Annotated in this window: 18 protein-coding genes; 3 read left to right on the forward strand and 15 right to left on the reverse strand. The window is 67.9% G+C overall.

Annotated elements, in window-relative coordinates:
- Positions 1–2 precede the first annotated feature (2 nt).
- The 5 genes from EON91_RS00160 to EON91_RS00180 all read right to left on the reverse strand — a co-directional run bounded on the left by EON91_RS00160 (position 3) and on the right by EON91_RS00180 (position 5,178).
- Positions 3–464, reverse strand: coding sequence for a hypothetical protein (locus tag EON91_RS00160; protein ID WP_292090766.1), 462 nt, complete (start codon positions 462–464; stop codon positions 3–5).
- Positions 464–1,006: a hypothetical protein gene (locus tag EON91_RS00165; protein WP_292090767.1), complete on the reverse strand. Its 543-nt coding sequence runs from the start codon at positions 1,004–1,006 to the stop codon at positions 464–466. The genes EON91_RS00160 and EON91_RS00165 overlap by 1 nt, the downstream gene beginning before the upstream one ends.
- The gene (locus EON91_RS00170) at positions 1,003–3,717 is read right to left on the reverse strand and encodes a hypothetical protein (protein WP_292090768.1); all 2,715 of its coding nucleotides are present in this window, start codon (positions 3,715–3,717) and stop codon (positions 1,003–1,005) included. Before EON91_RS00170 ends, EON91_RS00165 begins: the two co-directional genes overlap by 4 nt.
- Positions 3,714–4,550 (reverse strand): hypothetical protein, encoded by an 837-nt coding sequence (locus tag EON91_RS00175; RefSeq protein WP_292090769.1) that lies wholly within the window; start codon positions 4,548–4,550, stop codon positions 3,714–3,716. Before EON91_RS00175 ends, EON91_RS00170 begins: the two co-directional genes overlap by 4 nt.
- A gap of 106 nt (positions 4,551–4,656) precedes the next feature.
- Positions 4,657–5,178 (reverse strand): DUF4402 domain-containing protein, encoded by a 522-nt coding sequence (locus EON91_RS00180; protein ID WP_292090770.1) that lies wholly within the window; start codon positions 5,176–5,178, stop codon positions 4,657–4,659.
- A gap of 253 nt (positions 5,179–5,431) precedes the next feature.
- Here EON91_RS00180 and EON91_RS00185 point away from each other — a divergent pair, with 253 nt between their 5' ends.
- Positions 5,432–6,088 (forward strand): response regulator transcription factor, encoded by a 657-nt coding sequence (locus tag EON91_RS00185; RefSeq protein ID WP_292090771.1) that lies wholly within the window; start codon positions 5,432–5,434, stop codon positions 6,086–6,088.
- A 226-nt stretch (positions 6,089–6,314) separates the two neighbouring features.
- On the opposite strand, the gene EON91_RS00190 is transcribed toward EON91_RS00185, so the two are convergent.
- The 8 genes from EON91_RS00190 to EON91_RS00225 all read right to left on the reverse strand — a co-directional run bounded on the left by EON91_RS00190 (position 6,315) and on the right by EON91_RS00225 (position 19,027).
- Entirely contained in the window at positions 6,315–7,367 is a 1,053-nt protein-coding gene (locus EON91_RS00190) for a CaiB/BaiF CoA-transferase family protein (RefSeq protein WP_292090772.1), read from the reverse strand.
- Between the two features lie 100 nt (positions 7,368–7,467).
- The gene (locus EON91_RS00195; protein ID WP_292090774.1) at positions 7,468–9,018 is read right to left on the reverse strand and encodes an aldehyde dehydrogenase family protein; all 1,551 of its coding nucleotides are present in this window, start codon (positions 9,016–9,018) and stop codon (positions 7,468–7,470) included.
- Between the two features lie 139 nt (positions 9,019–9,157).
- Positions 9,158–11,992, reverse strand: a complete 2,835-nt coding sequence (locus tag EON91_RS00200) for a TonB-dependent receptor (RefSeq protein ID WP_292090775.1) — start codon at positions 11,990–11,992, stop codon at positions 9,158–9,160.
- Between the two features lie 80 nt (positions 11,993–12,072).
- Positions 12,073–13,053 (reverse strand): hypothetical protein, encoded by a 981-nt coding sequence (locus EON91_RS00205; protein WP_292090776.1) that lies wholly within the window; start codon positions 13,051–13,053, stop codon positions 12,073–12,075.
- A gap of 58 nt (positions 13,054–13,111) precedes the next feature.
- Complete coding sequence (locus EON91_RS00210; protein ID WP_292090778.1) at positions 13,112–14,182, reverse strand: membrane dipeptidase; 1,071 nt, start codon at positions 14,180–14,182, stop codon at positions 13,112–13,114.
- Positions 14,183–14,344: 162 nt separating this feature from the next.
- Positions 14,345–14,794: an Lrp/AsnC family transcriptional regulator gene (locus EON91_RS00215; protein ID WP_292090780.1), complete on the reverse strand. Its 450-nt coding sequence runs from the start codon at positions 14,792–14,794 to the stop codon at positions 14,345–14,347.
- Between the two features lie 112 nt (positions 14,795–14,906).
- On the reverse strand, positions 14,907–16,664 hold the full coding sequence (locus tag EON91_RS00220) for a DUF885 family protein (RefSeq protein ID WP_292090781.1): 1,758 nt from the start codon (positions 16,662–16,664) through the stop codon (positions 14,907–14,909).
- Between the two features lie 110 nt (positions 16,665–16,774).
- Positions 16,775–19,027, reverse strand: a complete 2,253-nt coding sequence (locus EON91_RS00225) for a TonB-dependent receptor (RefSeq protein ID WP_292090783.1) — start codon at positions 19,025–19,027, stop codon at positions 16,775–16,777.
- Positions 19,028–19,220: 193 nt separating this feature from the next.
- Between EON91_RS00225 and EON91_RS00230 the strand changes: the two genes are divergently transcribed.
- A complete protein-coding gene (locus tag EON91_RS00230; RefSeq protein ID WP_292090785.1) occupies positions 19,221–20,744 on the forward strand; it encodes a carboxylesterase family protein in 1,524 nt (507 codons plus the stop codon).
- The gene (locus tag EON91_RS00235; protein WP_292090786.1) at positions 20,741–21,415 is read left to right on the forward strand and encodes a TetR/AcrR family transcriptional regulator; all 675 of its coding nucleotides are present in this window, start codon (positions 20,741–20,743) and stop codon (positions 21,413–21,415) included. The genes EON91_RS00230 and EON91_RS00235 overlap by 4 nt, the downstream gene beginning before the upstream one ends.
- A 1-nt stretch (position 21,416) precedes the next feature.
- Here the strand turns inward: EON91_RS00235 and EON91_RS00240 are convergent, their stop codons facing one another.
- Together EON91_RS00240 and EON91_RS00245 are read right to left on the reverse strand one after the other, a co-directional pair.
- Complete coding sequence (locus tag EON91_RS00240; protein WP_292090788.1) at positions 21,417–21,989, reverse strand: NADPH-dependent FMN reductase; 573 nt, start codon at positions 21,987–21,989, stop codon at positions 21,417–21,419.
- A gap of 79 nt (positions 21,990–22,068) precedes the next feature.
- The gene (locus EON91_RS00245) at positions 22,069–23,652 is read right to left on the reverse strand and encodes a carboxylesterase/lipase family protein (protein WP_292090790.1); all 1,584 of its coding nucleotides are present in this window, start codon (positions 23,650–23,652) and stop codon (positions 22,069–22,071) included.
- Positions 23,653–23,672: the final 20 nt, after the last annotated feature.

Raw genomic sequence — 23,672 nt, forward strand, 5'->3', positions numbered from 1 at the left:
CGTCATTCGTAGTCGATGCTTAGAGGCAGGGCTGTTACCGCATTCGAAACGCCGTCCAGACCCAGCAGGCTGAGCCGCCCCACCACCCGAAGCGTATCCCGCCCCTCGGCGTCCATGCGCGCCATTCCCGTGTCCGACACGTCGCCGGCGTTCGCGCTCCAGACGCTGACGCCCTCGACCACGGTCGCATCTTGCGACGCCGGCACGAAGCGAGGGACCCGCACGCGATAGGATTGACCGGCGTCGCCCGTGACCTGAATCACGGCGGGGGCGTCGGGCTGGCTGACGGGCGCGGTCGGCGACGGACGCAGGCTGGCCGTTCGGGCCAGACGCATCGGCTGGGTGGCGGATACGGCGTAACTGTCCACCACGCGCAGGCTGGCGTTCGCTGTCGCCTGCTGCGCCTGCGCGGCCGAAGCGCCTGCCGTGAGCGCCAGAAGCGCCAGCGAGATCATTCCACGCATCAGAGAAGCTCCGCCGTGACGATATAGTTGAAGGTATGTTCGCCGCTGGTCGCCCCCGCCTGCAGGACCACATCCATGCCCAGAGTGAAGCTGGCGCCGCCCAGGATGCCGATGGGCAGCAGATCAAAGGTCACCGAGCCCCCTTCGGTCGGGCGAGAGCTGCGGAAGCTGGTGCCGTACAGCGTGCCGACCCGGAACCGGGTGATGGTCGCGGGACCCGATCCGCCGGCGGGCTGGATCCGCACCCGAATGTAACGCAGGGCGCAGAGATCCTTCAGGTTCAGCAGCCCGCAGTCGAGGTTGATCGTGGGGATAGTCACCGTACTGGAGGACATACGGATCGCGTCCCCGCTGGTGCGCGTCACCACGCCTGAGGTGGAGATGGAGAAGGTCGTCGACGACGAGCCACGGATGGTCGATCCCAGGGTGGGCGCGGTCGAGGGCGAGCGGGTTACGGTCACCTGGGCCTGTGCGGCGGGCGCACTCATTACAGACAGGGCGAGCACGGCCAACGCTGCGGCGAGGAATGTCCGGATCATCATTGCGGCAACGCCTTCGTCAGTTTCACCACCACATCGTCAACGCGTACGAAGCCGCCCTGGGCCGGAACGACGACGCGCTGCGAGCGCGCCAGGGTCAGGCCCAGCACGCGTTCCTGTTCGGCGTCGACCATGACCTCGTATTCGCCGGGGGGCACGCCTTCGAAGAAGGCCATCCCGGCGTGGTCGCTGCGAGCGCTGAACACTTCACCGCCCTTGATCGGAACCAGCCGCACGCCCAGGGCCGCCAGCGGGCGCGCGGGGCCCGACGGACGCTCCAGCGCTACACTGACCTCGACCTCGGCGGCTCGGCGCATCGGATAGTCGATGACGGCGGTGCGCCCCGGGCGCGGCGTGATCTCGATCACGGGCGCGCCAGCCGTCAGGAAGGGATCGTCGATCGCCTCGGCGTTCAGCCGGACCAGCGCCTGGGCGCCGTCGCCCAGATTGCCCAGGCGGACTCGGCCGCGCGAGTCTGTGGGGGCGGCGCCGCCCGGAGTCTCGACCACCAGGTTGGGAACGGCGGGTTCGTCTGCCTGACGGACGCCATCGGCGTTCTCGTCGACCCAGGCGTTGACGGCGACGGCGCCGCCCTGGGCCGCGCCGGGGCGGACCATGCGATAGCGCCGGTCGAACGGATCATACCCAAAGCCGAAGCCCAGCTGGACGCCCAGCCGCCATTCACCCGAGCGGGTCTCGTAAGCGGCGTTCAGGGCCACATCGAACTGTTCCGCCCGGTGCAGGGCCGAGACCTGAAGCGCGGTCTCGCCGGTGTCCAGCGCCTTCACCGCGCCGAAGCGCAGGGTGTTGACGTCCGACAGCTGGACATCGGCGGTGGCGTAGGCGGTCTGAACCTTGGCGTCCGGCGAGATTTCGTAGGTCACCCCGGCGCGCAACTGGGCGCGGGCGGCGACGATGGTGGCGATGTCGGTGGCGCCGACGAAGCGGCGGCGGTGATAGTCGACCCGCTTGTCATCCTCCATCGCCACGCTGCTGGAGACATAGAAGCGATTGACCGGCGCCGAGGCGCGGGCCTCGGCCGTGGTCAGGCGCGAGCCGTCGGTGCGCTCAAGCCGGCGCAGGTCCAGCGAGAAGGGGATGTTCAGGCTGCTGGGTCCCGAGAACTGGCCATCCAGGCGCATGTCCGTGGCGCGCTGCAGGGCCGCGTCGCCGACAACGCCCAGCTGCCGTGTCTCGTCGATGAAGCCGCCAGTGTATTCAGAGTGGCGCAGGACCAGCCCCATGTCGAACGGGCGCGCGGCCAGGCCCAGCGTCACACCGCGCCCGCCCTGATCGTCATAGGCGACGTCGACCTGGGTCGCGGCAGGACCCAGCGAACCCCGCAGGCCGGCGGTCAGCAGGCTGCGCGCGTCCTGGCCCTGGGGCGTATAGCGGGCGGCGCCGGCGCTGAGGGTCAGGCGCGAGGTCAGGCCGTAGTCGATCATGGCCGTCAGGCGCGGCTCGCCCGCCTCGGCGTCCAGCACGGGGCCGCCGACGTCGATCAGGGGACGCCCCTGCTCGACCGCGCCCAGACGGACGACCACCTTGCCCTGCTCGATCTGGCCCGAGCCGAAATTGATCCGGCGGACCTCTTCACGGGTCTGGCCATGCGAGCCGTAGAAAACCAGACGGATGGTGTTCAGCCCATAGGTCAGCGGCACGTCGAGGAACTCATATCGTCCCTGAAGGGGCGACACCTGGGCGGCCTGCAGCACTTCGTTGACGTAAAGCTCGACCTCTTCCCCCACGGCCAGTTCGCCGCGCAGGTTCAGGGGCGTGGCCAGATCCAGCGCTTCCAGCGGGGCGGAGCTGTAGAAGACGCCGCGACCGCCGAAACCCGCCGCGCCGATGGGCATGGACGGCGTATAGACATCGCCGATCGCGGCGCGGGTGCCGCCCAGCGGGCCCAGAGCGCGGCCGTTCGGATCCTTGCGCGTCAGGGTCAGGCGGGCGTCCGTAACCTGACCGTCATCGTCAGAACCGACATAGGCCTCCATCCCCGAGAACAGCAGGTCGCCGGCTGCGCGGATATCGAACCGGTGCGACTGCTGGCTGCCGTCGCGGGCGGCCTGAGCGCCGATGTTCACATCGAAGGCGGGCGGGGTGAACAGGCGGTAGGGGGTCTCGCGCCTTTCGGCGGGCGGCAGGCCGGGGCCCTGACCGACGCCGGTGCGACGCTGCTCGCGGGCGATGCGCTGCTGGAACGGCAGAGGCTCGGTCGGGGTGACCGACATGATCTGGGCGCTGATGTCCGTGCGGATACGAACCGGCAGAAGCTGCTCAAGCAGGTCGGTGCGAACGTAAAGCTCGTCGTCATAGATGACGGCCTGGTCCGGTCCCAGGGTAAAGGAGCGGCCCGCCAGGGTGGCGGTGCGGCTGTTCAGATCTACGGCCAGGGTGCGGTCAGGCGACAGGACCCAGCCTTCGGCCCGGCGCTGGGCCGGAAAGACGCCGACGGCCAGATCCAGCACGCGCGCGAACTCGCCCAGCGGCACGTAAACGCCCCGGCGGGACGAATAGACGTTCATGGATTCCGTCAGCTCGAAGGCGTCGGCCTTGACCTCCATCCACAGCAGGTCATCGGCGGTGAAGGGGTCAGGCTGGGCCGAGGCGACGAGGTTGCGAACGACCTCCTGAGCGTCGGCGGGGGTGGTGAAGGCCAGGGCGGCCAGTGCGCCCCAGGCGACGCCGGCAGACCAGGGGCGGCGCGTCACGGGGCCAGAAGCGTCGCCGTGGCCAGCTCCGCCCCCTTGTTCGCGTCGTCGTCGCGATAGACGATCCGCACCGGCTCGCCGCGCGTGACGGTGTCGGGCAGCGGGATCAGCACGGTGCGGCGCGGCGTTTCCGGATAGACGGCGACCCCGCGCACGGCGGCGACCAGACGGTCGGAGGAGCCCTGACCGGCGTGAACCTCGACATCGCCATAGACGGAGTTGGCGCCCAGACGCACCAGATCCAGCGACAGGGCCGGACGGCCGCCCGTTTCGCTGGACGGCACGACGGTCAGGTTCTCGATCCCCGCATGGGCGTCGACGGCCCCTTCGCGCAGGATGACCGGAATGGAGATGCTGAACAGGGCCACGACCTGAATCGACAGGCCTTCGTCGCCCATGGCGGCGGCCTGTTCGGCGGTGAAGCCGGTGGTTTCGGCCGGCAGGGCCGTGACGGTCAGATGGGTGCGGTATTCGCCCTGCCCCTGACCGGCCGGACGGGCGCGGACGCGGATCGCCTGGCTGGCGCGGGGCGCCAGGGTGATGCGGCGGGGCGTGTACTGGACGAAATCGGTCGCCGAGTTGAAGGCGATGTCCGCGCGATCGGCGGCAGCGACAATCTCGCCCGAGGGCAGCATGACCCGGTCGACCAGTTCGACCGTATAGGTCGCCTCGCGGTCACCCTGGTTGAAGATGTAGACGGTGGCGGAACGTTCGCCCTGATCGAAGACGACACGCTTTGGCGAGATGTTCAGATCCGCGCCGACCTGGGCGTGCGCCGCGCCGGCGGCCGAGAGCGCCAGGGCGATGGCGGGGACAATCAGACGCTTGAACATACACTCACCCGAAAACTACTGCGAACCAGACTAGGGGCGCCGCGCTCCCGCCGGGTTAACCGGCAAGGTTTACGACGCCCCGATCAGCCTGGAAGACGATCCCGGCCTAGTTGTAAGCAGCCGAGACAGTGAAGGTTCCGGTGTAGACGCCCAGCGGGGTGCCGTTCGACACCGGCACCGTGCCGCCGACCTTGAAGGTCATGTTGCCCGAGGAGCCCAGGCCGTTGCTCAGGGTCTGGGTGGAGCCCGACAGGTTGTTCGAGGTCGTGACCTGCAGGCTGTCCGAGCCGTTCACCAGCTGGAAGGTTTGCGGCACGGTGACCGAGACCGACTGGCCGCCTTCACCTTCGACGGTGAACTGGGCGGCGCCCGGGGTGGCGCCGGTCGCCAGACCGGTGATGCCGCCGGTGAAGGAACGTGCGCCGGCATTGCTGATGACGACCGTGCCGTTGCCCGAGGCCGGGCGGACGACGGTGCCGAACTGCAGGTCCGAGTTCTTGGTCACGGTCAGCGGGCGAACGATGGTGATCGAGCCGGTACCGGTGGTCGAGGCGGACTGGGCGAAGGCCGGAGCGGCGATGGCGACAGCGGCGAAGGCGGCGGCGGCGGTGAGGGTCTTGAGGAACATTTGTTTTCTCCAACGAGGGGTGGGTTGCGTCGTTGGCGTCCAAATCATCCACGTTCCGGGCAAAGTCGACCAGACCGACCGCCAGAAAGGGCTAAATCGAACCAAAGTTATAGGTTCGGATCGAACAAAGTTCCGCCCACAGGGTTCAATACGGCCACGCTTGCCCGTTGGAACGGAATTCGTCCCTAGTGACGTTAGACAAAAGTAGCGTTTGGCGGAGCCCCCGGTCCGTCGTTGATTTGGGTATGCGGACGTGCGCTGGATCGTCCTGATCGTTGATGACCATCCGCTGGTCGGACAGGCTTTCGAGCTGTCCATCCGTGCGGCCTATCCCCATCTGGATGTGGGACGCGTGACCACCGCCGCCGAGGCCGAGGCCTATGCGCGGGCCCACGCCTCGCGGATCAAGGTCGTCATGCTGGATCTGATGTTGCCGGACGTGACGGGATTCGCCGCCTTGCTGCGTCTGCAGCAGCTGTTGCCGGACGCCAGGATCGCCATCGTTTCGGCTCGCACCGACGCCCATTCGGTGTCGATGGCGCGGGCTTTCGGGGTTTCGGGCTATCTGGGCAAGGGCGCGGCGGTCGATACGCTGGTCAACTCTGTCGGCGCCCTTATGCGGGGCGAGACGGTGTTCCCGGCGCAGACCCAGGCCCCGGCGCCGGACGTGGGCGAGTTCCATCGCCGACTGGCCTCGTTGTCCGCCGCGCAACTGCGCGTACTGACCGCCCTGTCGGACGGGAAGTTGAACAAGCAGATCGCCGGGGACATGAAGCTGACCGAGGGGACGGTGAAGCAGCACGTCTCGGCCATCCTGAAGAAGCTGGCGGTGACCAATCGCAGTCAGGCCATCGTCGCGGCCCGCCCCTATCTGCAGGATCTGATCGGCAAGGACGAGTCGGCGGCCTGATCGCCGCCGTTGCACTGCATCCCCAGAAAAAAACAGTGCAAGTCGTGCAACCGTACACTCCCGGCGGCGTCGGAGTTGCGGTGTGCGGGGCCGACGATGGGAAAGATCAGCGCCCATCATAGCGCGGTCCCCGGCGCGGGTGGCCGAATGCGCGATTCGGCCCGCAAACATCGACGTTGTCAGGGTTGGGAATGATGGCCGATCGGGTCGGACCGGCGCCCGGCCCTTACTCTTCGAGCGGCGCGGGCGCGCGGGGCGCAGCCGGCGGCTCGTTGCGATAGCGGGGCGCGGGGGCGGGCTGGATTACACCCTGCCGCTCGATGAAGGCGCCGCGCGCGACATTGTGGGGATGGTCCGGCGCCTCGGCCATCGACAGGACCGGCGCGATGCAGGCGTCATGCGCCCCGGCCATGGCGCACCAGTCGTCGCGGGTGCGGGTCAGGAAGATGGCCGTCAGCTTGTCCTTGAGCGCCGGCCACGCCGCCGGGTCGAACTGGGCGTCAAAGGCGGGATCGTCTGCGACCCCGGCGACGGCGCGCAGGGCGGCGTAGAACAGGGGTTCGATCGCGCCGACCGCGATATGGCCGCCGTCCGCCGTTTCATAGGTGTCGTAGAAATGGGCGCCGGTATCCAGCAGATTGACCCCGCGCTGGTCGCGCCAGCCCAGGGTCTGGCGGAAGCCCCAGATCATGCTCATCAACAGGGCCGAGCCCTCGGTCATGGCGCAGTCGATGACCTCGCCCCGGCCGGTGCGGCGCGCGCCCAGCAGGGCGCTGACCATGCCGAAGGCCAGCAGCATGCCGCCCCCGCCGAAATCGCCCACCAGATTCAGCGGCGGTGTGGGCTTGTCCCCTGCCCGGCCGAAGGCGTGCAGGGCGCCGGAGATGGCGATGTAGTCGATGTCGTGTCCCGGAGCCTGGGCCAGCGGCCCGGTCTGGCCCCAGCCGGTCATACGGCCGTAAACCAGGCGCGGATTGTCGGCCAGTAGCACGTCCGGGCCCAGACCCAGCCGCTCCATCACCCCCGGTCGAAAGCCCTCGAACAATCCATCGGCGCCGGCGGCGAGCTCGCGCACGCGCGCCACGCCCTGCGGCGTCTTCAGGTCCGCCTCAACCAGCTTGCGGGATCTGGAGAGCGGGTCGCGCGGATCGGGCGCGGCGCCGGGGCGATGGACCTGGATGACCTCGGCCCCCTGATCCGCCAGCATCATGCCGCAGAAGGGGCCGGGGCCGATGCCCGCGATCTCGATGATGCGGATGCCCGCCAGCGGTCCGGCCAAAGTCGCCCTCCCCGTTCGTCTGATTGACGATCAGTTGAGCCCGAAGCGGCCGCCGCGTCCAGCGGCGACCGCCCCTCGGGGAGCCTGATCGGAGGACCGCTCAGATGGGGAAGTCGACGCCCTGGGCCAGCGGCAACTCGGACGAATAGTTCATCGTGTGCGTCTGGCGGCGCATATAGGCCTTCCACGAGTCGGAGCCGGATTCGCGGCCGCCCCCGGTTTCCTTTTCGCCGCCGAAGGCCCCACCGATCTCGGCGCCCGAGGTGCCCAGATTGACGTTGGCGATGCCGCAGTCGCTGCCTGCCGCCGAGATGAAGCGGCCCGCCTCGCGCAGATCGGTGGTGAAGATGGCCGACGACAGGCCCTGGGGCACGTCGTTGTTGCGGCGAACCGCATCCTCGAAATCGGTGTAGCGGAAGACGTGCAGAATGGGGGCGAAGGTCTCCTCCATCACATTGGTCACGTCGGCCGGATGCTCGACCAGGGCCGGGCGCATATAGAATCCGCCAGCCAGTTCCAGCAGTTCGACGCGCTCGCCGCCCGAGACGACGGCGCCGGATGCGCGCGCCTTGTCCAGCGTGGCGACCATGCCGTCGCGAGCCGCCTCGTCGATCAGGGGGCCGACCAGAACACCGGCCTGCATCGGATCGCCGATGGTGATGGCGGCATAGGCGGACTTGAGACGGGGAACCAGGGCGTCATAGACGCTGTCGTGGACGAACAGGCGGCGCGTGGTGGTGCAGCGCTGGCCCGCCGTGCCGGCCGCGCCGAACAGGATGCCGCGGATGGCCAGCTCCAGATCGGCGCTGGGGGCGACGATGACGGCGTTGTTGCCGCCCAGTTCCAGGATAGTGCGGCCGAAGCGGGCCGCGACACGCGGGCCCAGCACGCGGCCCATGCGGGTGCTGCCGGTCGCGCTGACCAGTTTGATGGCCGGGCTGTCGGCCAGGGCCTCGCCCACCTCACGGCCGCCGATCAGGATCTGATGCAGGCCCTTGGGCGCAGCGCCGAACCGGGCCGCCGCCCGCTCGAACAGATACTGGCAGGCCAGGCCGCACAGGGGGGTCTTTTCCGACGGCTTCCAGATCACCGGATCGCCGCAGACCAGCGCCAGGGCCGTGTTCCACGACCAGACCGCGACGGGGAAGTTGAAGGCCGAGATGACGCCGACCGGACCCAGCGGATGCCAGGTCTCGGTCATGTGGTGGCCGGGCCGTTCCGAGGCGATGGTCAGGCCGTGCAGCTGACGCGACAGGCCGACGGCGAAGTCGCAGATGTCGATCATCTCCTGGACCTCGCCCAGGCCCTCGGAGGTGACCTTGCCGGCCTCCAGGCTGACCAGGGCGCCCAGCTCTTCCTTGTGAGCGCGCAGTTCTTCGCCCAGCAGGCGGACCAGTTCGCCGCGCACCGGGGCGGGCGTATCGCGCCATTGGGGGAAGGCGTCCGAGGCGGCGGCGATGGCGGTCTGAATCTCGGCGGGACGGGCCGCTTTCAGGCCGCCCAGGATCGAGCCGTCGATGGGGCTGCCGACCGGGATGTCGCCGCTGACCGCAATATGCCGGTGCAGGTCAAAGGCGTTCAGCACCCGATCCGCCACCGAGGCTCGGCCACCCCGGGCCGAAAGGCGGTCAATGCCCGACAAGTCATTCATGAATACAAAACCTTGAGCGCCGTCGTCCGAAACGAGGCAACAGAAAGGGAAGCCGTCGCGCCGTCACGCGCCGGGGCCCGAAATGCGGAGAGAATGGGAGGGCGAGCCACAGGCCCGCCCTCCCGTCTTCATCCGGGGATCAGAACCGAACCGACAGACCGGCGTAGAAATACCGACCGATCGTATCATAGGTGTTCGGATCCGTGTTCGACTCGATAGGCGAGGTCAGGAGGGGCGCCTCCTTGTCGAACAGGTTCTGGACCCCGCCGAAGACCTGGTAGCGCTCGCCGAAGTTATAGGCGGCGTGCAGGTGGTGATAGAAATAGGCGTCCACCGTCGGATGGGTGATGCCCGCGGTCGGATTGGCCGAGCCGTTCAGGATGGCCGTGGCGTATTTCCGGTCCTTGAGCTCCGAGATGAACTCGGTGCGCCAGGTGACGCTCAGGTTGTTGCTGGCCCAGCCCAGGCTGCTGGTCAGACGCCATTCCGGGATCGCCGGTGTGTCGCCGCCGACAGTGCCCACGCGGTCGACTTCACGCGACTGGGGGTTGGGCTGCAGGGTGTTCTTCTGCACCCAGGTGCCCAGCAGGCTGGCGGTCATGCGCGCGGTGTCGCCACCCCAGCCCAGGTTGTCCATGTCCCAGCGATAGTTGGCCGCGAAATCGACGCCCGCGGTGTGCAGCTGAGCCACATTGGCCAGCGGCACGCCCCAGTCGATGATCTCGTAGGTCGTGGGCGAGCGGGTGAAGGTCTGGCAGTAGACGCTGTTGACGTCGTTGCTCTGGAAGCAGGCGTTCAGCACGCCGCCCGGACCGCCCGACAGACGCTCGATCGCGTCGTCGATCTTGATGTCATAGTAGTCGACGGTCAGGTTGAAGCCCGGAATGGCCGAGGGCGTGAACACGAAGCCCAGGGTCATGGTGTCCGAGGTTTCCGGGTTCAGGTTCGGGTTCGACACCAGGCGGGCCTCAAGCGCGGCGCCGTTCTGTTGATACGAACCGATGACGCCGGCCGGGATGCCTTGGGCGATACACAGGTCCGCGACCGCGCCGGTCGGGTTGGCGGTGGCCGAGCAGGGATCGATCATCGCCGGATAGGTGTTCACCAGGCCGCCGAACAGCTCATAGATGTTCGGGGCGCGGGCGGCGCGTTGATACAGGGCGCGCAGACGCCAGTCGCTGTTCAGCTTGGCCTCGCCGCCGGCCTTGTAGGTCCAGACCTGACCCGCCGACGAATAGTCCGAATAGCGGGCGGCCAGTTCCAGGCCGACATATTCGGCGAACCCGACGTTGCTGAGCAGCGGAACGATGGCCTCGGCATAGACTTCGCTGACGTCATATTCGCCGCGCGTGGCGTTGCGCTCGCCAAAGCCGGCGGAGGCGAAGTCCAGCAGGACCGGGGCCGGGTTGTCGGCGCTTTCGACCGAGCGGTATTCCGCGCCCGCCGCGAAGCCGACGACGCCGGCCGGCAGGGTGAACAGGTCACCGGTGATCTGGGCCGCAGCGATCTTTTCCGTGATGTTGGTCGAGCTGATGTTGTCGACGCGCAGGAAGTCGATCAGTTCGGGCGACCAGGTGTCCAGGCTGGTGATCAGCACGCACTGCGGGTTGCCGCTGGCGCAGCGCGTCGGGTCGGTGATGCTGGGGGTCGAGGCTTCGACGAAGGTGCGGCGCGAGATGTCGCCGCGCTGGACTTCGGTCGTGGACAGGTGGCTGTAGCTGTAGCTGGCGGCCCATTCCCAGTTGTCGCCCAGCTTGCCTTCCAGACCCGTCAGGATGCGGTACATGTCGCGGCTGTAGGCGATCTCGCGTTCCGGGAACTCCATCGGCGAGGCGACACGCACGGCGAACGGCGCGGTCGGGTCCGGGCGCTGGGCCAGCAGGGCGGCCATTTGCGGGGTCACGAACGAGGCGTTGTAGGGAACGCCCGGGACGTTGGTCGTCTGGCGGGCGTTGACCGCCGTGCGCGACAGGACCGCCGCCGACTCGATGTGGTTGAAGCTGACCTCGGCGAAGGCGCGGACGCCGTTGTTGAAGTCATAGAAGCCGCGACCGAACACGTTGGTGCGGTCCAGCGGGATCTGGATGGCATAGTCGCCGGTCAGGTCGAAATTGGTGTCCGTGGCAGCGTTGAACAGACGCGGCACGCCGTTGTCGAGCGCGTAGTTGGTGTTGACGAAACCGCCGGCGCCGTCCGAGGTCGGAATACCGATCAGCGTGCCGCCCAGACGGCTGAGCGTGCCGGTGCGGACGAAGCCCGAGCCGGTGTCGGTCAGGCCGTAGCGGGTCAGGTCGCGCGAGTTGGCGCGAACGGTGTCGCGGGTCTCGTAGTTGACGTGCAGCCAGGCGCCGGCGTTGTCGGTGCTGGCGCCGATGGTGCCCGCGACGCTCCAGGTCTGGCCGTCGCCTTCGCCCGAGATGCCGTAGCGGCTCTCGATCAGGGCGCCGTCGAAACGGTCGCGCAGGATGAAGTTGACGACGCCAGCCATGGCGTCCGAGCCATAGACGGCCGAGGCGCCGCCGGTGACCAGTTCGACCCGCTCGACCAGCGAGGCCGGGATGTTGTTGACGTCGACGATGCCCTTCTGGTTCGAGGCCATGAAGCGGCGACCGTTGACCAGGACCAGGGTCCGCTGCGGGCCCAGGCCGCGCAGGTTCAGGCTGGCGGTGGCGTCGGATTCGCCGGTGACGTTGGTGCCCTTGGTCGAGCCGGCGACCAGTTGCGGCAGGGTGTTCAGATATTCCTCGACCGTACCGGCCGAGGCGATCTTCAGATCCTCGCTGGTGACGGTGGTCACCGGGCTGGACGAGACCAGGTCCTGGCGGCGGATGCGCGAGCCGGTGACGACGACGTCGTCGACCGAAACGGCAGAGGTCTGCTCCTGGGCCATGGCCAGTTCAGGGGCGGCGACGATGAGGGCGCTGGCTGCCGCGGTCGCGGTCAGCGCAAGGCGCAGGGATGCGTTCACTCGCATGAGTGTTCTCCGTATCGTTCTGGAGGATCGGGCGCGCCGGGTGACGCGCCCGCTATGGGACGCTTGAACTCAGGGTCGGATCAGGGACGCTGACGTCCGAACAGGTGGACCCAATCGGCCTCGGCCTGGATGCGGGCGAAATAGCTCCAGGTGTCGGTGTTCAGGGACCGGGCCAGGTTCTCGCGCGCCTTCTCGCGATCACCGATCAGCAGGTAGTAGTTGGCCAGGCTGTAGGCGGTGGACGCCTTGATGCCGTCGGCCGTGCTGAAGGCCTTGCCGCCGTCGACTTCCGAATAGACGTCGGCCGGATCACGCAGGTTCTTGAACAGCTGGATGCCGTCGAAATAGTAGTTCGACTCGATGTTGTTCACGAGGTCCAGCAGCGTGATGTCGAAGTCCTTCAGCAGCTTCTGACCTTCCTCGTAACGGCCGCCGCGGGCCAGCGAGAGGTAGAGCCAGTAGGTCGCGGCCGTTTCGTCCGACGCGCCCTGGATGCCCAGCGCCACTTCGCGCGACTGGCCGAACCACTTAGCGGCGTTGGCGTAGTCGTGCTTGGCGAAATAGGCTTGGCCCAGGTGGTAGTAGGCGTAGAACTGGACCACGTCGCGGGTGCTGGGGAAGTAGTCGGGGCCCAGACGCTCGCGCTCCAGCGGCATGCCTTCATACAGCTGAGCCGACTTCAGGCCGTCGGCGATGGATTCGTCGAACATGCGCAGGCTGAAATAGCGGTGCGCGCGGTGACGCAGCAGCTTGGCCGAGTTCGGATAGCGACGCAGGCCGGCGGTATAGACCTCGGTCGCCTCGCGCATCAGGCCGTTGTAGCCCAGCAGACGACCATACCAGGTGACGTTGTCGATCGAGGGATCGGCTTCGTAGGCGGCCTTGGCCTCACGCGTGGCGCGCTCCAGGGCGTCGGACGGGGCGGCGTTGACCGGGTTCGAGCCGATGGTGGTGTGCATCGGATCGCCGAACAGGGTGCGGCCCTGATAGCTTTGTTCCTGGGCCGTCGCGGCGCCGGCGCAAAGCAGCGACAGGGCGGCGGCGCCGGAGACGAGATACATCCTCATATTCATCGAGAGTTCGCTTTCGTTTCTGGTTGTCGTTGTCGTTCGCCGCGCCTCAGCCGACGACGTCCTGGTAGAGGCGGCGCAGATTGCCGCCCATGATCTTGTCGATGTCCGTTGCGGAGAGCCCCAGCCCCTCCAGCCCCTGACGGACCGTCTCCATCCGGCGCGGACCGTTCAGCCCGTCCAGATAGAGCGGCCAGTCGTCGGGCTGGATCTGGGATCCCTCCTCCTGCAGCAGGACGCGCAACTCCTCGGGTGTGTCGGGCACCACGCGGTGGTCGCGGTCGCTGCCTATGCAGACGTGATCGGCGCCGATCCGCTTCACCGCGTGGGCGATGTGCTGGAAATAGACGCCGAGATTGTCGGTCTTCGCATCCGTCAGGAATGTCCGGATCTGGGTGATCCCGACCAGTCCGCCCTTGTCGGCGACGGCGCGCATATTGTCGTCGGTGGTGTTGCGACGATGGTCGCGCAGCGCCTTGCAGGCGGTGTGCGAGATGATCATCGGCCGCGTGGAGACGGCGATGGCGTCGGCCATGGTCTTCATGCCCGCGTGCGACAGGTCCAGCAGGACGCGCTCGGCCTCCATCCGGGCGATCAGTTCGCGGCCGAAGGGGGTGACGCCGGGATCGACCGCCTCGAAACAGCCGGCGCCCGCGGCGTTCAGCGTGTTGTAGGTCAGCTGGATGCTGGTGACGCCCAGAGCCTTGAGCCGGGCCACGCCGTCGGGATCGCGACCCGCCGGGGCGCTGTCCTGCAAATTGTAAAAGACGGCGATCTTGTTTCCGGCCACGGCGCGGTCGATGTCGGCGACGGCGCGGGCGCGGATGAAGCGGTCGGCGTTGGCCGCGTAGTAGCTTTCGTAGGCCTGATGGTCCTTCAGGAAGGCGTCGAACGCTTGCGCTTCCGCAACCTTGGGATCGGTCAGAGTGACGGCGAGGGCGCGGGTGCCGGCGGCGATGATCTGGTCCACCAGAGCCATGTCATAGGTGGTGCGCATCTCGCCCAGGGCGTCGAACACCAGCCCCTGCCCCGCCGCATCGGCGCGACCGGCGGCGCAGCCCGACGCCATGGCGGCGGCGGATACGGCCAGGAACGAACGACGGTCCAGAAACAGCGACATGACTCCCCCCGGCGACACCGCCGCCTCTGGAGAGAGGCCTTTCGCTTCTTAAACGGAAGCGGTGCTGCGCTTTCCGTTTTGTAGTCTGATTTTATATTTTGGCAAGTCGCTGACGAATTCTTTTACGTCTTGGCACGGAACGCTTTGAATTTGTCGCAGGATTCAGGCGGCGCCGCGCATCTGGGAGTGTTTCTCGGCCAGGACCATATAGGTCTGGGTGCGGACCACGCCGTCGATGACCTCGATCCCGTTCAGGATGCCTTCCAGATCGTCGTAGCTCTCGGCCTCCAGCTCCACCAGAACATCGAATTGGCCGGTGACGGTGCAGACGTATTTGACGTGCGGAAAGCGCCGCAGGACGTCCACGATCTCGGTGGATTTCTTGGGATCGCGAGTCAGCAGGACAAAGGCCCGGATCTGGGCGTTGGCGAACGTCGGTTGCAGTTCGACGGTGTAGCGGGCGATGGCCACCTGCTCCAGCTTGTCCATCATGTTCTGCAGCGTGGGACGGCTTACCTTCAGTTGCGCCGCCAGGGCGGTGACGGTCTGGCGGGCGTCCTGGCGCAGCAGGTTAAGAAGCGCATGCTCCTTCTCGGTAAGGGTCGGGCCCATGACGATCTTTCGGCTGTCCGCAGCCGGTCCGGCGCGGGTATGGCGTTCGGTCCTGTGTGCACGTATCCGGCCGTATTGAAAAGCGCGTTTTACGTTTTGCAACCTTGGCCGTTCAGCCGGCCTGCTGCGCGGCGATCCAGATGTCGATCTCGCGCTCCAGCACCGCCAGCGGCAATGAGCCGTTCAGCAGGACGGCGTCGTGGAAATCCCGCTCGTCAAACCGGTCGCCAAGGGCCGCCTCGGCCCGGCGGCGCAGTTCGATCAGCTTCAGCTCGCCCACCTTGTACGACAGGGCCTGGCCGGGCCAGGAAACGTAGCGCTGCAACTCGACCTCGATGTTGACCGGCGACAGGGCGGTGTTCTCGGCGAAGCAGGCGCGGGCCTGCTCCATGGTCCAGCGCCGGGCGTGCAGGCCGGTGTCGGCCACCAGCCGGCAGGCGCGCCACATCTCGTAGGACAGACGGCCGAACTTCTCATAAGGGTCGCGGTACAGGCCCATCCCCTCGCCCAGCCATTCCGAATACAGGCCCCATCCCTCGCCAAAGGCGTTGACGTAGAGCGAGCGGCGGAAGGTCGGGACGGCCGCCTGCTCCTGGGCCAGCGAAATCTGGATGTGGTGGCCCGGCGCGCCTTCGTGCAGCACCAGGGCGGGCAGTTCGTACAGCGGCCGCTCACGCAGGGCCGAGGTGTTGATCATCAGCCCGCCGGCGCGGCCCTGTTCCTGACTGCCCTCGAAATAGCGGCCGGTGGTGTAGCCCTCTTCGATCGCGGCGGGCACGGGGCGAACGCCATAGCTGAGGCGCGGCAGGGTGCGGAAATGGGCGGGCAGCCGGTCGTCCACCCGCTTGGCGATCTCGCTGGCCTTTTCCAGAAGCTGCTGGCGGGTCGTGGCGTAGAACCGGTCGTCGGTGCGCAGGAAGGCGCGGAAGGCGGCCATGTCGCCGGTGAAGCCGGCCTCGACCTTGACCGTCTCCATCGCGGCGCGGATGCGCGCGACCTCGCGCAGGCCCAGTTCGTGCACCTGGTCCGGGGTCATGTCGGTGGTGGTGTGGCTGCGCACCAGCCAGGCGTAATAGGCCTCGCCGCCCGGCAGGTCGGATACGGCCAGCGAGGCGCCGGCGCGGGGCAGATATTCCCCCTCCAGGAAGGTGACGAAGGATGCGCGGGCGGGGGCCACGGAGCGGGCGATAGCGGCCTGCCCCTCTTGCAACAGCGTGGCCTGGCGGGCGGCGGGAATGCCGGCGGGCAAGGCTTTCAGCGGGGCCAGCAGGGGATCGTCGGCCATCGGCGTTTCGGCGGCGCGGCGGGCGCGGGCCAGCACGCCCTTGGTCGTCACCATCGGCTGGACGAAGCCGGTCTGAACCCCGCGCCTGGCATTGGCGATATTGGCGGCGTACCAGGCCGGCACCTGATCCAGCAGAGCGATCCAGCGGCGGGCGTCCGCTTCGTTCGCGATACGGGCGGCGTCGGCGCGGTACAGCAGGGTGGTGTCGAAACCGCCGTCGCTGCTGAACGGCAGGCGCTCCTCATCGAAGGCGGCGCCGGCCAGCTTTTCGTCCAGCGTCCAGATCAGGAGTTCGCGGGTCAGCCGCTCGGAGGCCGACAGGGCGGCGGGGTCGACGCGGTCCAGATCGGCGCGGACGCGGGCGTAGCCGGCCTGGCGCGCGGCGATGGCGGCGGGGGTGACATCCGGCAAAGTCCACTGGGCGCCGACAGAGGCCGGATCCTCCAGCGGCAGGGCGATGGCCTCATAGGCCGCGACGGCCGAGGTCAGGCCTGGATCAGAGGGTTGGGCCGACGTCGGGGCGGCTGTGGCCAGCATCAGGGCCGCCACGCAGGCGGCGCCGCCGCGCCAGATTGTCTTGGTCATCGCTCACCCCTTCGCAGTCTCCGAAAGGATGGATTGCCCGCTTGGGGGTGGAATGTCGATAAAGACGGCGGAGATGAAGCCGGGGCTCCATCTCCGCCAGTGGCCGGAAGTCAGAAATTGGCCGTCAGGTTCAGCGTCACCGTGCGCGGCGCGCCATAGAAGCCGATCACCGAGTTACCCGTGATCGCGCCTGCGAAATTATAGCCGCCCGCGCGATAGCGTTCGTCGGACAGGTTGCGACCGCTCAGTCCGATGCGATAGCGCCCGCTTTCGGCGGTCCACAGCAGGGTGGCGTCGTACAGCCAATAGGCCCCCTGATCGAGCAACGGCAGGGCCTGCTCGAACATCTGGGTCGCGCCGCGATACGAGGCGGACGGGGTGAAGATCACCGAGCCGCGGCCCTGACCCAGATCGACGCTGTAAGGCAGGGCCAGGTTGGCGGTCCAGTCGGGTGTGTTCTGGAAATCGCGCTCGTCGGCCAGGTCCTCGCGGACGCCGGTCGTGGTGTTCAGGGTGACGAACTCGTTGAACCGGGCGTCCAGGTAACCGAGCGTCAGGCGGGCGGCCAGGTTCCGGGTGATCCAGGCCTGGGCCTCCAGCTCCCAGCCCCAGATTTCGCTGGAGCCCGCATTGTCGACGAAGCTGGCGACCGAGGCCGGCGGCACGAAGATCTGCGAGGTGATCTGCTGGTCGGTGTATTCCGACTTGAACAGGGCGGTGGCGAAGTTGATGCGACCGTCGGCCAGCGAGCCCTTCAAGCCCAGTTCGTAGGTGTCGACCAGTTCCGGGGCGTAACCGTTGACGGTTTCGGGATACAGCGAGGCGTCGCCGCGCATGTCGAAACCGCCCGACTTGAACCCGCGCCCGTACGAGGCGTAGCCGGTCAGGTCCGGGGTGAATTTGTAGCTGGCGCTGACCCGGGGCGTGAACTCTTCATAGGTGTCCGACGCGGTGTAGTCGGTATTCGGCGGGCCCGCCGCGATGGCGCCGGCGTTGCCGAAGAACGGGCTCTTGATGCCCAGATAGACCTGACGCAGCTGGTCGACCGTCTTCTTGTCGCGGGTCCAGCGGCCGCCGACCGAGACCGAGAACTGATCGGTCACGTCGTAGCTGAAGTCAGCGAAGGCGGCGATGCTGCGCGTGTCCACGCTGCCGCCGGTAAAGGTCGTCATGCCCGCCGGGGCCGGCGGCGCGGCCAGGGTCACAAGCCCCAGCACGGTGTCAAAGGCGCCCTCGGCCGAGGCGTCCATGTAGAACAGGCCAGCCACGCCCTGCCAGCGCTCGCCCTGGAACAGCAGCTGGAATTCCTGGGTCAGCTGTTCGTCGGCGTAGTAGCCGGGGATGTCGAGGATCGGCTGGGGCAGGCCGTCGAAGTCGATGCCCGCGCCCGAGGTGTCGCCGTCGCGCCAGGCGGTGACCGACTTGAAGGTCACGATGTCGTTCATCCGCCATTCGCCGGTGAAGGACAGACCGCGCGTGCGGACGCTGGAGTCGTCGCCGATCCCGGCGTTGGTGTCATAGACGTCGGCCGGGCTGGGGGCCAGAATCCGGTAGCCGTGACGGGCGTTGGAATCGTCCTGGGTGATGTCGCCCGACAGACGGAAGAACAGGTCGTCGTTCGGGGTCCATTCGACGCTGACGCGGGCCGCCGTGACATCCTTGTTGTAGTGTTCGGCGCCGGTGTTCAGGTTCTGACCATAGCCGTCGCGGGTATAACGGGCCACTGCGCCGCCGATGCGCAGCGCCTCGGTGATCGGGGCCGAGCCCGAGGCGATCAGGTCGATCTGGTTGTAGCTGCCATAGGCGCCCTTGAGGGTCAGCTCCGGATCCTGGGCCAGACGTTTGGTGACGTATTTGATCGCGCCACCGATGGTGTTGCGGCCATACAGCGTGCCTTGCGGGCCGCGCAGGACCTCCAGCCGCTCAATGTCGAAGATGTCCAGCACCGCGCCCTGAGGACGGGCCACATAGACGTCATCGACGTACAGGCCCACGCCCGGCTCAAAGCCCCACAGCGGGTCCTGCTGGCCCACGCCGCGGATGAAGCTGGTCAGGGTCGAGTTGGTGCCGCGCGCGATCTGGACCGTGGCGTTCGGCGTTTGTTGCTGCAGGGCGGTGATGTCGGCCGCGCCGGTCTGTTCCAGACGCTCGCTGCTGACGGCGGTGACGGCGACCGGCACGTCCTTCAGCGATTCCTCGCGGCGACGCGCCGTGACGACGATTTCATCGACGGCATAGGCCTGAAGCGCGTCCGCCTGAGTGGGCTGGGCCTCCTGGGCGAACGCCGGCGCGGCGGCCATCGGCGTGACCAGCATGGCGCCAGCCATCAAAACACGACGCAACTGTCCTGTGGTCTTGGTCATCTCATCCTCCCGCGCGGTCGTTAGGTCGCCGCTGATCACTGTTAGGGCGGACGGTGTGTCGAATGGCGACGCCTGTCAACATCATTCATTCAAGCATGAATGATCATTGCCCTCGACGGCTCGACAGGCTCGATGAGGTTGTTCATTCTTTGATGAACGATAACGAGGGCGCCATCGCCCCGGGAGGGGTGTCATGGCCATATCGACGGCAGCGACAGGCGACCATCCACTGGCGCGCACCGTGTGCGGCGAGGTGCGCGGACGCATCGAGGGCGAGGCAAAGGTGTTCCGGGGCCTGCCCTATGCCGCGCCGCCGGTCGGTGATCTGCGCTGGCGCGCGCCCCGGCCCTATCCTGCATGGCAAGGCGTGCGAGAGGCCGCCGCCTTCGGGCCCGCCCCGCCCCAGGCCGGGCCCGCCGACGTGCCCGACATCGTGGCCATCGGCGGCGCGCCTGAGCCGACGTCCGAGGATTGCCTGACGCTGAACGTCTGGGCGCCGCGCAATGCCGCCGAGGCCGCGCCGGTCATGGTTTGGCTGCACGGCGGATCGAACCGGATGGGGGCGGGATCCCTGCCCTTTTATAATGGTCAGGCCTTTGCGCGTGACGGCGTGCTGCTGGTCACCGTCAACTATCGGCTGGGGCACCTGGGTTTCTTCGCCCACCCTGCCCTGACGGCCGAGGCGGCGCCCGGCGAGCCGCTGGGCAACCACGGCCTGCTGGATCAGATCGCGGCGCTGGAATGGGTGCGCGACAACATCGCGGCCTTTGGCGGCGATCCCGCGAACGTCACCCTGTTCGGCGAGTCGGCGGGCGGTATCGACATTCAGGCGCTGATGACCGCGCCGCGAGCACGCGGCCTGTTCCACAAGGCCATCGTGCAGTCGGGCGGCGGATGGCTGCCCGCAACCCCGCTTAAGGTCGCCGAGGCGCGCGGCGTGGCCGTCGCTGCGGCGCTGGGGCTGGGGAACGCCGACGCGGCGGCGCTGCGCGCCCTGCCGGCCGAACGCCTGACCGGGATCGAGGGCGCGTTCGGACCGGTGATCGACGGGAGGTTGCTGGACCGCGACCCGATCAGCGCCTTCGCCGCCGGCCGCTTCGCCGACATCCCCTTCATCATGGGCGTGAACAGCGGCGAAGACTCGCTGCTGAACTACGGCGGCGGGCTGAAGCGTTTTGGCCAGATGATCAGGCCGAACGCCGCCCTGGCCCGGCTGTATCCCGAAGCGGAGGGCGACGAAGAGAGCCTGATCCGGCTGGGATTCCGGGACTTCGGCTTTGCGGCGCCGGCGCGCTGGGTGGTCGGTCGCCCGCGCCGGTCGAAGGCCTGGCTCTACGCCTTCGACTACGTCGAGGAAGCCCGTCATCCGGATGTGCGGCGCGCCGACCACGGGGCCGAGATCGCCTTTGTCTTCGACACCCTGGACGACAGGCCCGGCGCCCCGCCGCCCGCGACCAAAGCCGACCGCGCCGTCGCGACGGCCCTGCACGCGCGCTGGATCGCCTTCGCCCGTGATGGGGATCCGGGCACGGACTGGCCCGCCTGGGGCCCGGCTGACGACTGGATGGTGTTCGGCGCCAGGCCCGGCGGCGAGGCGCGGCGGGGCTGGTGGAAATCGTCGCTGGACCACCACGCGCGCAAGGCGAACCTGTTGATCCCGATACTGCGTTTGCGGGATCGCGCCCGGCGGGTATTCTCGGCTATGCAGGGGCGATGAGCGACACCGCGTCGAAACCCCGCGTCACCAAGCCCAAGGCCCAGCGCCGCGAAGAGACCACCGCCCGCATTCTGGACGTGGCCGAGGGCCTGTTCGCGCGCCACGGCCTGCATGGCGTGACCTTGAAGGCTGTGGCCAAGGAAGCGGGCGTCGATACGGCGCTGCTGCACTATTATTTCGATGACAAGAACCGGCTGTTCTCGACCGTCTTTGGCCGGCGGGCCGAGGTGGTGAACCGGCTGCGGCTGGACAGCCTGGATCGCTATGAACGCGAGCGGGGCGACGCCATGACGGTGGGCGGCGCCATCGACGCCTTCCTGCGCCCGCTGTTCGTGCTGTTCGAGGGCGGCGATCGCAGCTGGCTGAACTATGCGGCCCTTGTGGCCCAGGTGAACAACACGCCGGTCTGGGGCGGCGACACCATGCACCAGCATTTCGACCCGGTGATCCACCGGTTCATCGCCGTGCTGAAGCGGATTTCGCCCGAGACGCCGGACCGGCAGCTCTATTGGTTCTATCACCTGCTGTCGGGGTCGCTGACCCTGTCGCTGGCGCAGACGGGACGGATCGACGTGCTGTCCGGCGGCCTGTGCAAATCGTCAGAGATGGCGGCCATCTGCGACGCGATGGAGGCCGTCTTCGCCGGCGGTTTCGAGGCGATCCGCGGCTAGATCAGGCGTCGCGCGGCAAGACCGAGGTCACCCGGGCGATGAACAGGTGGAACGCCTCCATATACTGACGAAGGAATTCCTCGGTCGCGGGCACGGTGACGTCGCCGTCGTCGGTGATCAGGCCGGGCTTGAACTGGATGTAGGCCTCGGGCGCATTCATCTGGGGCGCGTTGAGGAACCCCAGCACGCTGCGCAGGCTCTGCTGGGCGATGGCGGTGCCGATGGCGCCCGGCGAGGTTCCGATCACCGCCGCCGGCTTGCGCGCAAAGGCGTTGGAGCCATACGGGCGGCTGGCCCAGTCGATCGCGTTCTTGAGCCCGCCCGGGATGGAGCGATTGTATTCCGGCGTCACGAACAGGACGGCGTCCGACTTCTGGATGTCGGCCTTGAACGCCCGCGCCTCGGGTGGGAAATCCGCGTCGTAGTCGTAGCTGTAGATCGGCAGGTCACCAAAGCCGATCTCGTGGAACTGCAGCTTTTCCGGCGCCAGCTTGATCAGGGCGCGCGTCAGTTTTCGGTTGATCGATTCCTTCGCCAGTGAGCCGATCAGATAGCCGACCTTGTAGGTTGTCATGACGGTGCGCCTTTCCGCGTCTGGCGCTCAAACGTGCGCCGGAGGGTCCAGGTTGCGGCGGCGGTAGCGCCCCGTCGGCCTAAGTCCCCGGCTGGACGTAGGGGATGCGCGCGAAGAAGCGGCGCTCGTCCCTGCGCGGATCGTCGGCCATGCGGCTGTCGACGTCGAACAGCATCGTCTGGCGACGCTCCAGCCCATAGGGCGCCCAGCGCGGCAGGCCCGGATGGTTCGGATCGCCCGACCGCGCCAAGGCGATGAAAGCGTCGGCCATCCGGTCGGCGACCTCCTGTGCGCCCGGCCCGCGCGTCCGCGAGCCCTCGGCCGCGACATTGTCGAACACTAGCGGGATGTCCGCCGTGTGAAAGGCGCCGCGACGGCCGTTGGCCAGTTCGCCGGGGAAGTCCAGTTGATAGACCCAGGTCGGCGCGCCCCCGACCAAGGCGACAGACGCGGCCCGGGTCTCGGCCTCGATGATCGCGCCGCGCCATGACCGGGCGGCGGTGGTGGCGTGGATCAGCACCTGATCAGGAGACCAGTCGGGATGCAGCCGCCGGTACTCGGCGATCACCGCCTGGGGCGACACGTCGATGCGCAGGATGTCGGGCGTCAGGCGCGCGGGTAGCGTGTCCCAGGTCAGGCCGGCGTTGCGGGGATCGTTCCCCATGAAGGCCAGGGTCTCTTCCCGCGTATTACCGATGATCATCGGGATATGCGCCGACTGCGGGGGAGCGTCCGGATAGAAGGGATGGCGATGCAGCACCTGGTCATCCAGCACTGGGCCGAAATACAAACCGCCATAGCCCAGTACCGGGTCCTGTATTTTCGCGGCCTCCAGCAGGCGTTCGACCGGCAGGGCCGCCGCCTCGGCCGCGCGATCAGGCGTCAGGTTCAGCGCGTCCAACCAGGCGCGGGTGCGGCGCTCGGCGTTGACGGGGCCGGAGGCCGTGACCTGCTGGCCGCTCATGGTTGCGACGGCGTGGAACAGGCCGCCCGCGGCGGGTGTAGCCATCAGGGTGGCGATCTTGGCCCCGCCGCCTGACTGGCCGAACAGCATGACCCGGCCGGGATCGCCGCCGAAAGCCGCAATGTTGTCGCGCACCCATTGCAGCGCCAGGATCAGGTCCAGCTGACCGACATTGCCCGACGCCTCGAACCCCGGCGTCAGCCGCGCCAGCGAGGCGTAGCCGAACAGGTTCAACCGGTGGTTCAGCGTCACCACCACCACGTCGCCGCGCCGGGCCAGCCGCGTTCCATCGTACAGCGGGTCCGAACCCGAGCCGGTCGCATAGGCGCCGCCGTGGATATAGACCATCACCGGCCGCCGCGCCCGATCGGCGCCTGGCGTCCAGACGTTCAGGAACAGGCAGTCCTCGGCCTGGTTCGGCTCATCCCCGTTCTGGGGACAGGCGGCGCCATAGGACAGGGCCTGGACCGGGCGATCCCACGGCGTCGGCGGGACCGGCGGCTGGAACCGGCGGGCGCCAGTGTCGGCGCCGTAGCGAACCCCTTTGAAGATCGACACGCCGCCGTCGCGAAAGCCGATCACCGGGCCATGGCCGGTTCGGACACGGAGCGCGGCCGCATCGGCGTGGACGCCGCCGGCGCTCAACAACAGGGCTGTCGTGGCGGCCAGACCGGACAGAGCATGACGGCGTGTGGGCATGGCTATGCTCCCGAATTGGA

Origin of the sequence: Brevundimonas sp., from assembly GCF_004210735.1 — a bacterium.
Lineage (GTDB): Bacteria > Pseudomonadota > Alphaproteobacteria > Caulobacterales > Caulobacteraceae > Brevundimonas.

Bases quoted from the DNA above. Each gene is read 5' to 3' on its own strand.
- EON91_RS00160 (WP_292090766.1), bottom strand. From the start codon at position 464: ATGCGTGGAATGATCTCGCTGGCGCTTCTGGCGCTCACGGCAGGCGCT.
- EON91_RS00165 (WP_292090767.1), bottom strand. From the start codon at position 1,006: ATGATGATCCGGACATTCCTCGCCGCAGCGTTGGCCGTGCTCGCCCTG.
- EON91_RS00175 (WP_292090769.1), bottom strand. From the start codon at position 4,550: ATGTTCAAGCGTCTGATTGTCCCCGCCATCGCCCTGGCGCTCTCGGCC.
- EON91_RS00180 (WP_292090770.1), bottom strand. From the start codon at position 5,178: ATGTTCCTCAAGACCCTCACCGCCGCCGCCGCCTTCGCCGCTGTCGCC.
- EON91_RS00195 (WP_292090774.1), bottom strand. From the start codon at position 9,018: ATGAATGACTTGTCGGGCATTGACCGCCTTTCGGCCCGGGGTGGCCGA.
- EON91_RS00200 (WP_292090775.1), bottom strand. From the start codon at position 11,992: ATGCGAGTGAACGCATCCCTGCGCCTTGCGCTGACCGCGACCGCGGCA.
- EON91_RS00205 (WP_292090776.1), bottom strand. From the start codon at position 13,053: ATGTATCTCGTCTCCGGCGCCGCCGCCCTGTCGCTGCTTTGCGCCGGC.
- EON91_RS00210 (WP_292090778.1), bottom strand. From the start codon at position 14,182: ATGTCGCTGTTTCTGGACCGTCGTTCGTTCCTGGCCGTATCCGCCGCC.
- EON91_RS00215 (WP_292090780.1), bottom strand. From the start codon at position 14,794: ATGGGCCCGACCCTTACCGAGAAGGAGCATGCGCTTCTTAACCTGCTG.
- EON91_RS00220 (WP_292090781.1), bottom strand. From the start codon at position 16,664: ATGACCAAGACAATCTGGCGCGGCGGCGCCGCCTGCGTGGCGGCCCTG.
- EON91_RS00225 (WP_292090783.1), bottom strand. From the start codon at position 19,027: ATGACCAAGACCACAGGACAGTTGCGTCGTGTTTTGATGGCTGGCGCC.
- EON91_RS00230 (WP_292090785.1), top strand. From the start codon at position 19,221: ATGGCCATATCGACGGCAGCGACAGGCGACCATCCACTGGCGCGCACC.
- EON91_RS00235 (WP_292090786.1), top strand. From the start codon at position 20,741: ATGAGCGACACCGCGTCGAAACCCCGCGTCACCAAGCCCAAGGCCCAG.
- EON91_RS00240 (WP_292090788.1), bottom strand. From the start codon at position 21,989: ATGACAACCTACAAGGTCGGCTATCTGATCGGCTCACTGGCGAAGGAA.
- EON91_RS00245 (WP_292090790.1), bottom strand. From the start codon at position 23,652: ATGCCCACACGCCGTCATGCTCTGTCCGGTCTGGCCGCCACGACAGCC.